This is a genomic window from Paenibacillus sp. V4I9 (assembly GCF_030817295.1).
In the GTDB taxonomy this organism is placed as follows: Bacteria; Bacillota; Bacilli; order Paenibacillales; family NBRC-103111; genus Paenibacillus_E.
The window spans coordinates 3,490,607-3,505,133 of the sequence record NZ_JAUSZE010000001.1 but is presented as its reverse complement, the minus strand read 5'-3'; the positions used below and the strand labels follow the sequence as shown (position 1 = coordinate 3,505,133).

General features: G+C 41.5%; 11 protein-coding genes. 6 read left to right on the top strand and 5 right to left on the bottom strand.

Features of this window, described 5'->3' with window-relative positions; translation table 11 throughout:
• Nucleotides 1-25 precede the first annotated feature (25 nt).
• Together QFZ81_RS16310 and QFZ81_RS16305 are read left to right on the top strand one after the other, a co-directional pair.
• On the top strand, nucleotides 26-1,801 hold the full coding sequence (locus tag QFZ81_RS16310; protein WP_307603568.1) for a sensor histidine kinase: 1,776 nt from the start codon (nucleotides 26-28) through the stop codon (nucleotides 1,799-1,801).
• On the top strand, nucleotides 1,785-3,401 hold the full coding sequence (locus QFZ81_RS16305) for a response regulator (protein ID WP_307442656.1): 1,617 nt from the start codon (nucleotides 1,785-1,787) through the stop codon (nucleotides 3,399-3,401). The genes QFZ81_RS16310 and QFZ81_RS16305 overlap by 17 nt, the downstream gene beginning before the upstream one ends.
• A 74-nt stretch (nucleotides 3,402-3,475) precedes the next feature.
• On the opposite strand, the gene QFZ81_RS16300 is transcribed toward QFZ81_RS16305, so the two are convergent.
• From QFZ81_RS16300 to QFZ81_RS16285, 4 genes are all read right to left on the bottom strand, one after another.
• Complete coding sequence (locus tag QFZ81_RS16300; protein ID WP_307442659.1) at nucleotides 3,476-4,168, bottom strand: YceI family protein; 693 nt, start codon at nucleotides 4,166-4,168, stop codon at nucleotides 3,476-3,478.
• 525 nt (nucleotides 4,169-4,693) lie between these two features.
• A complete protein-coding gene (locus QFZ81_RS16295; protein ID WP_307606928.1) occupies nucleotides 4,694-5,614 on the bottom strand; it encodes an IS3 family transposase in 921 nt (306 codons plus the stop codon).
• Nucleotides 5,572-6,249, bottom strand: coding sequence for a helix-turn-helix domain-containing protein (locus QFZ81_RS16290; protein ID WP_307603566.1), 678 nt, complete (start codon nucleotides 6,247-6,249; stop codon nucleotides 5,572-5,574). The genes QFZ81_RS16295 and QFZ81_RS16290 overlap by 43 nt, the downstream gene beginning before the upstream one ends.
• 152 nt (nucleotides 6,250-6,401) lie before the next feature.
• The gene (locus QFZ81_RS16285) at nucleotides 6,402-7,634 is read right to left on the bottom strand and encodes a cytochrome P450 (protein WP_307603564.1); all 1,233 of its coding nucleotides are present in this window, start codon (nucleotides 7,632-7,634) and stop codon (nucleotides 6,402-6,404) included.
• Between the two features lie 433 nt (nucleotides 7,635-8,067).
• Here QFZ81_RS16285 and QFZ81_RS16280 point away from each other — a divergent pair, with 433 nt between their 5' ends.
• Entirely contained in the window at nucleotides 8,068-8,658 is a 591-nt protein-coding gene (locus QFZ81_RS16280; RefSeq protein WP_307603562.1) for a TetR/AcrR family transcriptional regulator, read from the top strand.
• A 470-nt stretch (nucleotides 8,659-9,128) separates the two neighbouring features.
• On the opposite strand, the gene QFZ81_RS16275 is transcribed toward QFZ81_RS16280, so the two are convergent.
• Nucleotides 9,129-10,253, bottom strand: coding sequence for a CapA family protein (locus QFZ81_RS16275; protein ID WP_307603560.1), 1,125 nt, complete (start codon nucleotides 10,251-10,253; stop codon nucleotides 9,129-9,131).
• A gap of 217 nt (nucleotides 10,254-10,470) precedes the next feature.
• Between QFZ81_RS16275 and QFZ81_RS16270 the strand changes: the two genes are divergently transcribed.
• The 3 genes from QFZ81_RS16270 (at nucleotide 10,471) to QFZ81_RS16260 (ending at nucleotide 14,459) form a co-directional block, all read left to right on the top strand.
• Nucleotides 10,471-11,190, top strand: coding sequence for a hypothetical protein (locus QFZ81_RS16270; protein ID WP_307442663.1), 720 nt, complete (start codon nucleotides 10,471-10,473; stop codon nucleotides 11,188-11,190).
• Nucleotides 11,191-11,485: 295 nt separating this feature from the next.
• Nucleotides 11,486-13,429, top strand: coding sequence for an eCIS core domain-containing protein (locus QFZ81_RS16265; protein WP_307442665.1), 1,944 nt, complete (start codon nucleotides 11,486-11,488; stop codon nucleotides 13,427-13,429).
• 415 nt (nucleotides 13,430-13,844) lie between these two features.
• Nucleotides 13,845-14,459, top strand: a complete 615-nt coding sequence (locus QFZ81_RS16260) for a PH domain-containing protein (RefSeq protein WP_307442666.1) — start codon at nucleotides 13,845-13,847, stop codon at nucleotides 14,457-14,459.
• The last annotated feature ends 68 nt before the right edge of the window (nucleotides 14,460-14,527 follow it).

The following is a 14,527-nucleotide window of genomic DNA, read 5'->3' as shown; positions in this document are numbered from 1 at the left end:
TCTCTTTAGAAAGGGTGGGGGCAGCTTGAAAAAATGGTTTTACCGGCTTTCGCTCCGCCGCCGGTTGTGGATTTCGTTTCTGATGCTGACTATTCTCTCAATCGCGCTAACGGGTACGATGTCTTATTGGATTGCCTTTCGATCGACAGAAAAGGAAGCGTTTCTATCCAGTCAGAATACGCTTAATAAATCCGCGAGCGTGCTTGACGAAAAGCTTCGGCATATCGTTGTGACGGCTTCAACCATGATGCTCAGTGATTCGTTCAAGATGGCTATGGAGGACGTGTACGCGAGCGATTCGGGATCTTATTATACAAGGTTGTCATCTCTGCAAACGCCGCTTGGACAAATGAAACTGATTGAGCCTTCCATTCAATCTGTCTTGATCTACACGCCTGTAGGCGAACTATATGCTACAACCGATCTCCGTAACAATCAGAACCGATTCAAGGATACGATATTTTCGCGTTATCTAGATAGGCCCGAGCGTGTCATATGGGTGGAAGATCATCAGGATCCGCTTTTTTCAGGAAATCAGAGGGTCATTTCTTTGATCATGAAACCGATAACAGAATTTAATGTTCAAGATGTTTATGTTGTAGTTAATGTAAAGGAAGACGTAATCCGTAAAGCTGTCACCGACGACTTGCTCGATCCTGCGGACAACTATTTTCTAATGTCAAGGAGCGGTGACGCCGTGCTTCCGCTTAATTCCCAGACATCTTCTTTTCAACATGATCCTGGATTCATGAATTTGCTGCAGGGCCAAGACAGAGGCTTTTTCAAATATAACATGGGGGGAAACTCTTATTTAGTTAATTATTCAAGGCTAACCATGGTGGATGATTGGACGATGGTCAGCGTTCAAACACAGTCGGAATTGCTTCGTCAGGTGAACAATATCAAAACGACCACATTATTGATCATGTTGTGCTGTGCCGTATTGGCATTCTTGCTCTCTAATGTTATCTCGAGTTTATTATTGAAGCCTCTGCACAAACTGCAGGGGCTGATGAAGAAGGTTGAGCAAAATAACCTCGATGTGCGGTTTACCAGCAAATATGAGGATGAGGTTACACAGGTCGGATTAAAGTTTAACCGTATGCTGGAGGAAATCTCTTCGCTTATTGATGACGTCAAGGAAGCCGAGTTTGAGAAACGTAAAATGGAGGTCAAAGCACTGCAGGCTCAAATAGATCCCCATTTTTTGTATAACACATTAAACACGATCATTTGGAAGTCAGAATCCTCCCAGAATCAAGATGTCACGGAGATGATCACCTCACTGTCACTGCTGTTCCAATTGGGACTCAACGGTGGGAACGAGTTAACGACACTAGCCAAGGAAATTGATCATGTTAGGCAGTATTTAAATCTTCAGCAAAAATGCTATGAAGGTCTGTTCGATTATACGATTGAGCTGGAGGATGATTCGCTGCTGGAGAAACCGATATTGAAAATTATTTTGCAGCCCTTAGTGGAAAACTCCATACTGCACGGATTTGAAGAAATGGAGGAAATGGGAAAAATTAGGATTTCAATTACATGTCTGAGCGATACTCTGCGTCTACGTGTGGAGGACAACGGTGCTGGCATGGACGTCCAAACAGTAAAGGCTGACATGCGGATAGAACAATCTTTGAAAAAAAGCTATGCCCTCCGTAACGTTTATGGACGTTTGCGGCTTCATTACGGTAGTGAAGCTGATATCGACTTGAGCAGCGAACCCCATGTATCTACCTCGGTCACACTAACAATACCACTAGCAGGGGAGGGATATAACGATGACGACAGAACTTAGGATGTGCGTAATTGATGATATCAAGACCGTAGTGCAAGGAATCTCGGACCAAATAAATTGGGAGTCTCACGGCATTCGCATTGTAGGAACAGCGAGCAACGGTGAGAAAGGTATTGAACTCATCCATCAAACGGAGCCCCATATTGTTTTGACCGATATTCGGATGCCCAAAATAAACGGTTTGGAGATGACCAAGCAGGTATTGAAAAAGTTTCCACGTACGAGAATTGTTTTTTTAAGCGGCTATACCGATTTTGAGTATGCGCAGCAGGCTGTTCAGCTCGGAGCATTCGATTATATTGTCAAACCGTATACGCCGCAAAAAATTATCGAAGTGGTCTTAAAGGCGAGAAAGTCGATTGAAGAGGAAATGGGGGAGACTGAGCGCTATCATGAGATGGAAAGAAAGCTGCGGGAGAGCTTGCCGTATTTAAGACAGGAATATTTTCAACTGCTGCTGCAATTTCGAACGACACCCGAACAAGCGGCCAGACGTTGGGACTTCTTGAACATCGGACTGGAGCGGGAGCGCTTTGTTGTTATGCTGACGGAAATCGATCAGTTCACTGAACAAACCGAGACTCTTCCTGTGCAAGAGGTAGAGCTGATCCGGTTTACTGTGCAAAACATTTTGGAAGAAAGTTTAAGGCGGTTCACCAAAGGATTTGTGTTCCGTGATAACACGAACCGGTTTGTAGTCATATTCAATCCGCCGGATTCACTTAGCGTGGAAGCCATTTCGGAGCAGTGCCGTGAAAATGTTGAAAAGTATTCCAGATACACCATATCCCTGGGTCTTGGAGAAGAAGTAAAGGCGATACATCAAATTTCGCACTCCTATGCGCAAGCACTCGCGGCCCTTTCTTATAGTTTCTATACTGGCGGCAATACTGTGTACAGTTATCGACATATGAGCCCGATCCACCAGACAGCGCCGCGCTACTCTCCAGAAAAGGAAAAAGAACTTTTTTATTGCCTGCGGTCTGGAAACTTGCATAAAGCATGTGCTATTGTGGACGAGCTATTTGAGGAAACCGTTACTGTTTCCGTGCCACCAGCTCCCGAGGCGGTTAAGGGGTATTGCGATGAGTTGGCTTTTCTGATCAATCGTGTTTTCTCCGAAAAACTGACGTTTGAAGAAATGAAACAGGTCGAACGTCATGTTATGTACTTCAAAAATCTTTCATCCTATAAGCTAAAGGAACTCCAAGAAAACATCAAGGAACTGTGCAAGATCGGCTGCGAAATGATTCAAAAACGACATGTGGAAGATGCAAACCAAGTCGTGGAACAAGTTATTGAGCACATACGTCAAAATGTGGCATCGAACATGACTGTTAATGATTATGCCAAGCTGGTATATTTGAGCGGCAGTTATTTTGCCAATCTGTTTAAGAAAGTCACGGGTATGACCGTCGTTCAGTTTGTGACAACAGAGCGGATGGAGCAGGCCAAGATCTTGCTCGCCCAAGGCAAACAAGTTCAAGAAATTGCGCAAGCACTCGGATATGAAGACAGGCCGCATTTCAGTGAACTGTTTAAAAAGCATACAGGCATGACACCATCTGAATTCAAACAGCTATATAGCGCAAAAGGATAGAAACCGACACAATCACAAATGAAAAGAACAAAGTCGCAGAAAATGCGGCTTTGTTCTTTTTAAGAGTAAGACGATTAAGAAGTTGTCTTCTTGCCCATGACCAGACTCAGAGTGATTGATACATTATTTTCTGTGTCCAGAACAACGGTATGTGGATTCTTCATCCCAAAATCATCAAAAGTCACAGAGGTACTGCCCCCAAGATTAATAACATCCTGGTTATAAACAGCATCGGTCTTAAATATTACGTCTTTCGTTATATTTTTAATTGTGAGAGTTCCTAGCATGTCAAAGGAGACTTTCTCACCTTCTTTCCATTCTTTCGGAAAGTTATCGATTGATTTGAGCGTAAACTTGGCTTCAGGGAACGTTTGTGCATTTAAGTATTGCTGACCTTTAATGTGGCCGTCCCTTTGGGAATTACCAGATTGCAGCGAATCGATACCAACGAAGGCTTCTGCTTTCATTTTGGCCAGTTCAGCGGTGTTTAATGCCCATTTTCCTGTTACTGTGCTGCCTTCAAAGTTAACTTTTTCCTTGGATGTGGTCACTGAGAAGTAGACTTTAGAATCTGGCTGAATGCTCCAGTCCCCGTTCAATTTTCCTGTATTAACAGCAGCAGCTGTACTGACCTGAGTAGAAGAGCTATTCACAGGTATAACTTCCCGAATGGTCACATGATTGCCGGCATAGTAATCATAAGCATAATAAGCTCCACCTATTACAACAAAAGCTCCAACAGCCAACGTCGTTAGTTTTAGTTTCATCTTTATCCCTCCATGTGGATGTAATCTATAAATACTATTTTATAAAAGGAATACCTCTGTAACACTACCTCCACTTCTTGAACACTACACAACGTAGTGTTTTAGTGCGAAAAATAATGAATCGACACTATAAAGTGTAGTGTTGATAAGTTTGATTTTTATACTAACAATATTATCTGAAAATCTACTGAAAACAACCTTAAAATAACCTGAAAGTTTTGGTTTTTCGAAGTACTGTTCTCTAATTGGGTTACATTTTGGGGCATGGATGGCTAACGGGAAACTATGTCGAACAAAACAAGGAGCAAATCTGCCACTGCCGTCCCGAGACCGAATCCTTATTCGCCGTCAAGAGGTGTATATCAAAGTAAACACTGGCAAAGCGGGTTCCAAAATGAAGGTAAAACAATGCAATCGAGATTATTGAAGACTGATCCAAATAAAATAAACAGCGGCAGTCTAGGGCTTAAAAATAAAGTCTGAACTGCACCCCGTCAAGTAGACAGTACAAATAATAAAAGTCAATTAAGCGGCCTTGGTCCTAAATTCCATCGGACTGAGGCCGTTTAGTTTTGCTTGTAACCGTTCGTCATTGTAAAAGTGGATATAGGCCTCAATGTCCTTCTTTAGTTCCTCAAAAGTATGGTACGTGTGTAAATAATATTTCTCACATTTCAAGGTCCCCCAGAAAGATTCCATTGGACCGTTATCGATGCACCGCCCAACACGGGACATGCTCTGGATCATTTTGTTTTCATCCAAGAGCTTCTTAAAGCCCAAGGAGGTGTATTGGTAGCCTCGATCGCTATGAAGCATAGCGGTGCTTTCTGGGGCTGCTTGCAAGGCCAGTTTCAATGTCTGGAATACAAGTGGATTGTTATTGGAACGCCCTAATACATAGGAGACGATGGATTTATCATGAAGATCGAGAATAGCGCTTAAATACGCTTTCTGGCCATTGCCGTACTTGAATTCCGTTACATCGGTGAGCCACTTTTCATTCGGAGCATCAGCATGGAATTTACGGTTTAGTAGGTTCTCCGCCACCTGCTGCGGCGTGGCGTTCGTGTACTTCTTTTTCTTTCTCCGGATAACAGACTGGATTCCCATTACCTTCATTAACCGCTCTACACGCTTAAGGTTAATGGTTTTTCCGGTTTGTTTTCGCATATGCAGGGTTAGTTGACGGTATCCAAAGGTACGCTCCACTTTCTCATAGATGGTCATCATCACCTGGGTCAACTGCTCATTCTCCTGCTCACGAGAACTGGGTTTGCGATTGAGCCACTTGTAATAGCTTGAGCGTGCAATTCCTGCAATTTCGCATAGGAGTTGAACGCTAATTGACGCATCCTTTTGAAGCGCCTGGATGGCAAGGTAAATCGTTTCCTGCCGTGTTTGATTTAGCGTCGCCTTCTTTCGAGTTCCTCTAACTTTTTTAAGAATGCATTTTCCGCCCGAAGTCGCTCAATTTCGTACTCCATCTTCTTCATCTTGAGGTTCTGTTGATCGGCCTCCGTTAACTCTTCCGGGGCTTTCTTTCTCCCTCGGCCATCCTTTAACGCATCCTGACCGCCATCTTCGAACTTCTTCACCCATTGGTATACTTGCTGGTAGGAGACCTGAAACTGTCCCGCTGTCTTATGGTAATCATGTTGATTGGTCTGGCAATACTGGACAATCTCGATCCGTTCTTGCCATGTCGTAGAGCGACCCTGTGTCATAGCTTTTGCTTCCCCTTTATAGGCTTTTAAGCTGCTATAACCATTATACTTCTTAATCCAATTAAAAAGTTGTCTCGTACTAGCAATCTTGTATTTATCGATGATCTGGTATTGAGACAATCCCCCCTCAAGGAAATCCTTTACTGCTCGGAACTTAAGCTCAGTACTATAACTTTGAAGATGCGTACGGCGCTCCAGCCCTTCATATCCATACGTCTTGTACCGACGCTGCCATTTCATTAGAGTCGTCTTATTAATCCCATATTTCTTCGCAGCTGCCAGAAAACCAATTTCCCCGTTCGATACTTCCTCGAGAATGGCGAGTTTCTCCAAAGCATTATATTTTCCTCTAGACATGAAAAAGCTCCCCTCACAGTATCAGGCTTTTTGTTATTTCACCTGTCTACCGCATGGGGAGCATATCAGTCCTTGACTGCCGCTGTTTATTATAGAACCCTCGGTATGGTGAATTTTCTTACGAATGCACGCTCATTCGCAGGATTTCCTCTTTATTTATATATTTTCAACGGTAGATGAATCAATGATTGGCCTGGAGCAGAAGTAGTCAAATTATTCTCCAAGTCAAATGACTCCATTGGTTCTATACGAGAAATTTTTTGTAGGAATGCCGTTAAGGCTATGTTCATTTCTAATCTTGCAAGAGGTGCGCCAAGACAAAAATGCGGTCCATTTCCAAATGTTAAATGCTTTTTATTATTATTACGATGAATATCTAGAACGTACGGATTCTCAAACATATTTTCATCCATATTGGCTGCACTCATCCACGCGATGACAACATCCCCCTTTTTTAATTCAATACCCAAAATATTGTTATCCTCTTTAACCGTACGATGCCTTTTTGAGATCTGAAACCGGTAACGAAGCATTTCTTCAACTGCTTTTGGAACGAGTTCCAAGTCATTTCTTAATTGTTCATATAACGTGTTATCATCGTACAGAAGCGAATAAAAGGTACTTGAAAGCGTGTGACTTGTTGTTTCGACGCCTGCCCCTAACAAAAGCATGGTTGTTCGAACGACCTCATCTTCCGTAAATCTTTCACCCTCTATCTCAACTTTCAATAAGTCCGAGATGATATCATCAGAGGGATTTAACTTTTTTTGAACAACAATAGGATACAGGTATTGGTAATACTCCTTGGCAGCAGACTGCTTTTTATATTCGATCTCATCCTTGTTTTCTTTGATATTAGGTTGAAATAGAATATCAACCCAATTTTTAAACAAGAAACTATCCTTTGAGGGGACACCAAATAAGTCGGCCATTACCATACAAGGTAAGGGCCCTGCCAGTGCTTGGACAATGTCGACAATGGCATTTGCCTCCATGTCATCTACAAGTTTATTCGCAATTTGCCTGATTCGTGGTTCCCAATTTACTAAGCTGCGTGGTGTAAAAGCTGCTGACAACAGCGTACGAGATTTTTGATGTTGGGGAGAGTCCATGCTCGAAATCATTATTTTACTTGAGGCCGTTCCTTCTTTATTTTTCGCACCAACAGTTACCGTTGTTCTTGAGCCTTCATTTGAAAATATTTCATGGTTGCTCAATACCTGTTTGACATCATCATACCTAAAAACATTCCAGGTATCTGTTTCTTTATGAAAATAAACGGGGTCATTACTCAGCATCTTCTTGTACCAATCTAGAGGAAAAAATTCCTCAGATCTCGTTTGAAACTTTGTGATGTCTTGCAATGAAATAAGTTCTTTGTACATAAAGAAATTACACCTCCGAAATGTCTATAAAATAATTTACAGTATGTTATATAATAAACAATCTGTAAATTAAATTATATCCAGAAATAGTATGTTTACAAGCGATATACTTTGACAAAGTGTAAATTAGTTTATACGGAAAACTTTTATGTAGTTTATCTTGAAAAAATACGACGTAAGACCGGAAATTGTAGCCTACTTTGTAAAGGAAAGGAAAAGGATATTTATGGAGAGTATTTTTCGCGTTCGGAGCTATCCCGAAGGACATAGAAGTGGATGGGTTCCTTTTTTATGGAACTGCATTCTAATGTATACTTATACTCACCTGTTTAATCTTTCAAGTTTATCGTGGACTAAATTTACAATGTGTATTATACTTTACACAATATAAATTATATCTGGCTTACTAAATAAAAGGACAGGAAAGGGATATATGGATAATAGAACGCCCCGCACCGATCCCCGCATACTCCGCACACGTCAATTACTTAAAGACGCTTTTGTGGAATTGCTTCAGGAAATGGATATCGAGAAAATTTCGGTAAATCGCATCGCTGAACGCGCCACTATCAACCGTGTTACCTTTTATCTTCATTATCGGGACATTCCGGATATGCTGGAGAAGATGGCGGATGATATGATCGAGGACATTAATGGAATTTTGAAATGCGCGCCTGGAAATCAGAATCCCACAGAAGAAGAGAGTTGGCCGCTACTGATGAACTTACTCGAACATATCGCCGAACATGCTAAATTTTATAAAGTCATTCTCGCGTCGAAACGTACCCCGATCTTTACGGATCGATTGTTAAAGCTGCTGACGGAATTGGTAACCGCAAGAATAGAGAGAATGGGGAACGAATCTTTCCTTTCCAAAGCAGGTATTCAAAAGGATATTGCCATTTGGTATGGATCTTCAGCCTTGATCGGTACGATCGTTGCTTGGCTTCGTAAGGATATGCCGTATACGCCGCTTTTTTTGGCCAAGCAATTTGCTTTGATGCGCTCTCTAAAATATAGTTAACTTTCAAGACCTGCTGATCAAGCAGGTCTTTTTGTATGCAAAAAGTCGTGTAAGCGTTAGTCAATTAGTCGTCATACTATTAGTTGACCTGAATGCATTGCAATAGAATGAGATAGAGAACTCGATGCAATTGACTATACCACTAATGTCATGGATTATCATCATAGTACCCCCTAAGGAGATGATGGCACGGCTCTTCCGCTCCGTATTCTTTTATTTTTAATTTGTTTTTTGAATCCAAGGAAGCTCTAGATATTGATCGAGATGAATTACCACAGTTATTAGATTTGTACAAAAACTTGGTGCTTACCGTGTTAATCTATCCTCAAGAATAAGGTCCAGGTGTAGACGTTAAACCAAACTTGACCACTTAGTATTTCAAAAAGTTGATCACATCAATGATCCCTGTCTAAGACTTACTCTTTGTCTGACAATTAGATGTGAGTGGGCTTTTATTTGCTTAAGCAACTTTATTTAGTACTTGCTTGTTGTAGGCTTGCCATTCCTTCTTGCATTCGTACATTCGGTCCATCCAAGGTTACACCGTAGGAAATCGACTCCAGATATGTTTGCTGCTTTTTCACATACGCATCCCCCTTAGGAACAATCTGGTTTTTCTCGATGTAATAAGGGTGAAAGGACATGTCGATACGGTCGCCGTTCAGCGTTAGGTAGAGCAGTCCCGTATCCGCCTTCGGACCACTTACATAGTCAGGAAAGAGGAAATTACCAATGGAATAAGCGATAGGCTTCCCTTTGTAAAACTCAAACCCTTGCAGCACATGCACATGACTGCCAATGATCGCATCGGCCCCAGCATCAATCATTTGACGAGCGAAGTCGCGCTGCCACTTTTCTGGCTGGTTTTTCATTTCCACCCCCCAGTGGATGTAAGCCAACACATAATCTGCGTCCTCACGTTCACGGGCTATGGCATCCAGCACTGGTTTCCTATCATAGGCTTGGGCGATCCCCGGTTTATTCGTCCCAGCAAACCAATCTCCTGTTGGTATGAAGCGAGAGAATGCCAGGAATTTCACCTTTTTTCCTTTTAGAATGATGCTCTTCGCGCTGTATGCTTCTTTGGCATTAAGACCGCCCCCCACATAGAGCAATCCCGCCTTGTCCAGGTTATCGAGTGTGTCCAGGAAACCTTTCAGTAAAAAATCCATCGAATGATTATTGGCGACCGAAACCATGTCAAATCCTGCATTTTTTAGCCCTATAAGTGATTCCGGATTGGATTTGAAATTATAAATCTGGTTGCTATCTTTGTCATTCTCAAGCGTAACTGCGCTTTCCAGATTGACGAATGCGAAGTCGCTTTTTTCTACTTCTACTTTAACATGCACAAATGGAAAATCAGGGCCATGCTGGGCGATTGCTTCTTTAACAGACCAGTCAAACATAGCGTCTCCCGCATATAGGATCGTTATTGGTTCTTGCAGAAGGGGTTGAGGTTCTGGTGAGGCAATTGAAGTTGGAAGTAAAGTTGGTATAGGAGTATACGCCGGCGCTTGTGTTTCTATTTGACAACCGTATAGCAAAAATGCAGTTAACGCGGCTAAAAGGAAAGGCACATGCTTTCGGGACATCTAAACCCACTCCCTCAATCGAATCGATACATTTATTGTTATTTCATATATATATTACAATTAGTTAATGCAGATGTTATCGAACGATGAGTTAGAGAAAAATAAAAATCGGCGTACACCTTATAGTTCTAATATCCATTGTGAAACAATTACAAGCACACTCCGTCTATACCTTTGATGTGAGAGTGATGAGAATTAGTCGAAAGAAGGATTAAATATGAGAAAGTTGCTATTTGTTATCTTTTTAATCTTGCTAACAAGCTGTACTCCGTTTGAAAAAGCAAAGAATATCTTACGGCCAGTCGTTAGTTCAAATTGCGGCGGGATTATCGATTGGGTTGATTTTTTAATGATCAACGATATTCATTATGGAGCCGAACAGCAGATCGGAAATCAGTCAATGCAAAAGGGGAAGAAGCTGGGTGAAGTTCAATACCGAGTGGCCGATAATGTAACGTGCACCGACTACCAGACTAAGAATGGGGATGCTGCATTTTTACAGGAAGGAACGGAAATTTATGAGATCCAGGGATATTCAGAGAAATTTCGTGTGATGGCAGGGGGTAAAGTATATGAAGTTACAGAAAACCACAAAGCCAAAACCATTGAAGACCTATATGACATCAAAGGAAAAGTGGCTAAAATCATCATCTTCCGCGATACTCATGATCAGGACATTCGAACGATCGATCCGACAAAAGTAGAAAGAATCACGAATTTGTTCCTGGAGTGTGAACTAATTAGCCTTCCAGAAATCTATAGACGCGGTGTACCTAAAACTACTTTCCAATATTTTATGGAATTCATTTTACAGGATGGCACATCAGTAAGGACAATGTATATGGCCGGAAGTGAGGTATTCAGTCGAGGAGCATATCTTGGTCCGGAACTGGAAAAAGAATTGAAAGCCATCACGATGAAGGAATGGAATCAATAGTGAAGAGGAAGAAGCATATGAAGCAAACAGCGACCATGGACTTGAAAAATACCGATATTTTTAAGGAAATTCATTTGATACTTCTCATGTAAAGGGCAGTAGAACACATAAAAATGTGACTTTATTCGATTGTAAAATTGTGCACTGAATTAAGTATGGAGAAGAGGTTTCGTCCAGTTTACGTCGAAATATCTTAGAAAGATAGTTACTATCAGGTTAGATCACTGCATGGATTCTCCGCAAAGAGGTTCATCCAGCGAGTTGAGATACTCAAAACCTGCAAAAGTGCAAGAATTTGGCAGAAAAAGTGCATGAATTCAAAATAAAGGTAGAAATACCTGTACTATCCTTCACACTGCCGATTCAGCGGAAACACAAAGGTTGGGAAATCACGCTGTGGACACCAGATTCCCTCAAAACTAAGAAGAAAGGTCGCGATACTTTGCCCGTCTTTGAATCGAATCAATCTCATAAACGTAAGGAGAATAATAATAATCAGAACTCACAACAAAAGGAAAGTTTATCCCTAAATCAAAATGAGACGCTGCAATTGCAACAGATTAAGAGTCAACGTTCTTCACCTGTCTTGCCTTCGAACATCTTGCAGCTTCAGAAAGCATACGGAAATCGGGCGACCGAGCAATGGGTGAAATCTCGTTTCCAGTCTGATCTGCCGATTCAAAGAGCCGTGGACAAAGAGAATAAGACCGGCTTGCCAGACCAGCTAAAGAGTGGTGTTGAGAATCTCTCAGGCTTATCGTTGGATGATGTGAAGGTGCATTACAATTCTGCCAAACCAGCAGAGCTAGAAGCTCTCGCATATGCTCAAGGCACGGATATTCATGTAGGACCCGGACAGGAGCAGAATTTGCCGCATGAGGCTTGGCATATTGCACAGCAGAAGCAAGGAAGAGTCAAGCCAACCCTCCAGATGAACAAGCATGTACAGATTAATGATGATGCAGGGCTGGAGAATGAAGCCGACCAGATGGGCGCGAAGGCGATGCAGCTCAAATCTGTAGAGACAGCCACGGCCATCAACGGCAGTGAACGTGCGCAAACGGACGTAGTTCAGCTGCGCGGAGAGAATCCCCATGCACAAGCCGGGGCGCTCGGAGGGTGGGATTTAACAGCACATCATATTGTTGCTCACTCCAAATTAGAAGATTCCTTGAAAAAATTGAAAGAAAAAGAAGAAGCTGGAGAAGGTACGCCATATACAGATGTGTTGCTGCATGCAATCCCGGATAAGCTAACGAAAAATATGTTAGATAATCTGAAAGTGGTTGTGGAAGATTCAGACGATAAAAGAGAAGAGTATAGACAAATCTTATTGGACAAAAGCAGGGGGCACAACGAAGAGGTATACAATATAAGACTTGGGGATGTTCGGAAATCATTTTTTGAATGGCAGGGTGGTAATCAATATATGGGACCGAATACATCCATTCGTGCAGAACCAACCTCTAATAAAGATGACATCGATTTCGATGGCGAATATTTCGGCAACTTGACCAATGACAAATTTAAGAAATTGACTGAATTGGGAGGTAAACTGGATCAAGATAGTGAAAAGGACAACATAGAGAAAAATCTTAAAGCCATTCTGGATATTACCAAAAACGAAGTTCCCAATGTGTTTGACGCCAGCAAATGGACAGAAATAGGTTCCCTTGCAACTTTAACTGAGCTTTCCAAGAACCTTGAACTGAAAAGAGACCATATTCTTAAGTACTCCTTTTTTAAATTAGGTATGGATGAAATCGGTTTAGGTAAAAAGTATTCAGATATAACGAATTCTTCCGGAGAATATAAATACAAAGGATTGCCCATGGAGCTGCAAGCAAAGGGTACTTCCGGTTATATCCCTGTAGCTAAAGCTCAAACCATTGTTCCTAAGGAAGAAAGCTCCAAGACACTTCTTTCTTTGCTTGGTGATCTGAAGGTGCCGGTGACGACGGATGGCGCTAAATATGTGATTCCTGTGGACGATGACATCATTAAGCTAGTAGCGGGTAAGAAATTTAAAGTCAAAGGCTATGAGGACAGTATTCCATATATGAAAGCGGAAGGAGAAGGCGCTCAGCTTGAAGCAGCGAAAGGCTTGGTTGATAAAAAGCTAATGAAAGTCGTCAAGGAATTAGACTCTTTATATACGTATTGCGAGAAATCCGGAACGGCAACATCCAGTTACTTGCCTAAAGAGCTTTATGATGCTTTAATGGCTAAAAAAGTGTAAATGAGAACATAGAACGGAACTTCACAGTTCAAGGCAGTATGGTTACTGTAAAACCAAGATTCTCTAGCTTACGAACGGATTGTTTGATGATGACATCTTGCTGTCGTTTTTCAAAATAATCAGCACCTCGGAGGAAGATAAACTTGAATGGTAAGTAAGCTACTGTTTTTTTCGTTTCATCAACCTCTACTAGTCAGATGCAAAATTGTATTTGGCTTTATTATTTCGCTTCTTTAAACAAAACCACATCTTATGTAAATTCTACCAGTAATGTATAATAGGGTTTTACTAAGGTTAGGTTTTACTAAATCCCGAGTTGGATACCGATTTATCTTTATTTCCAAACCTGTAGCGTAACCTATCCTTACACTGTAGGTTGTAAATAACTAGTACTCTAAATGAGAGGATGATTCCATTGTTCAAGAAGTTTGCGGCGGATGCATTAGGTTTAAGTGATATCGGTAAGGTAATTAGTCCGAGTGATTTTGACAAGGTAGATTCAGATGATTATGTCATGCATGAAGATGGCGAGAAGATTTTTTTCATCATCAAGTCGAAGAAGGACGAATACTGCTTTACCAACCTTGCCCTAATCCACCTTGATGGAGATAGTGCTATTAGCAGCAAGCGTATGCTAAAACGTTACAGCTACCACACAAATGCAATTTCCAAGGTTTATATGGAAACTGCAGGAACTATCGATCTTGACGTCGAGATCAAGTTCCTAATCGGTGACGTCAATTTCTCGATTGATGTGGACAAGAAGCAAATTGAGCAGATCAAAGACTTGTATAAAGCCTTAATTAATATTTCCGAGACAGTAGCACATAACGAGGACTTGTTTGGTTACGCGAAGCAAAGCATAGTTATTGCTAAGGAAGCGACAGGTCGTATCACAACTCAAACTACTTCCCCAGTAGCCCAATTCGATGCAATCAACGAATCAACCTACAATTGGTTGAAGGGTAAGCACTCTGAATTAAAGATTAAGGATTTCGGTTACATCTTCGAACGCTATATCAACAACTAAATGGTTATCCATCGGTGTTATAAATATTAATATTGGAACGGTGCAATTGCCTGTCTCACTGCTAACGT

What these genes read in the sequence shown, in the direction of transcription:
- QFZ81_RS16280 (WP_307603562.1), top strand. Translation starts at nt 8,068, where the DNA reads ATGGATAATAGAACGCCCCGCACCGATCCCCGCATACTCCGCACACGT.
- QFZ81_RS16305 (WP_307442656.1), top strand. Translation starts at nt 1,785, where the DNA reads ATGACGACAGAACTTAGGATGTGCGTAATTGATGATATCAAGACCGTA.
- QFZ81_RS16275 (WP_307603560.1), bottom strand. Translation starts at nt 10,253, where the DNA reads ATGTCCCGAAAGCATGTGCCTTTCCTTTTAGCCGCGTTAACTGCATTT.
- QFZ81_RS16285 (WP_307603564.1), bottom strand. Translation starts at nt 7,634, where the DNA reads ATGTACAAAGAACTTATTTCATTGCAAGACATCACAAAGTTTCAAACG.
- QFZ81_RS16290 (WP_307603566.1), bottom strand. Translation starts at nt 6,249, where the DNA reads ATGTCTAGAGGAAAATATAATGCTTTGGAGAAACTCGCCATTCTCGAG.
- QFZ81_RS16300 (WP_307442659.1), bottom strand. Translation starts at nt 4,168, where the DNA reads ATGAAACTAAAACTAACGACGTTGGCTGTTGGAGCTTTTGTTGTAATA.
- QFZ81_RS16270 (WP_307442663.1), top strand. Translation starts at nt 10,471, where the DNA reads ATGAGAAAGTTGCTATTTGTTATCTTTTTAATCTTGCTAACAAGCTGT.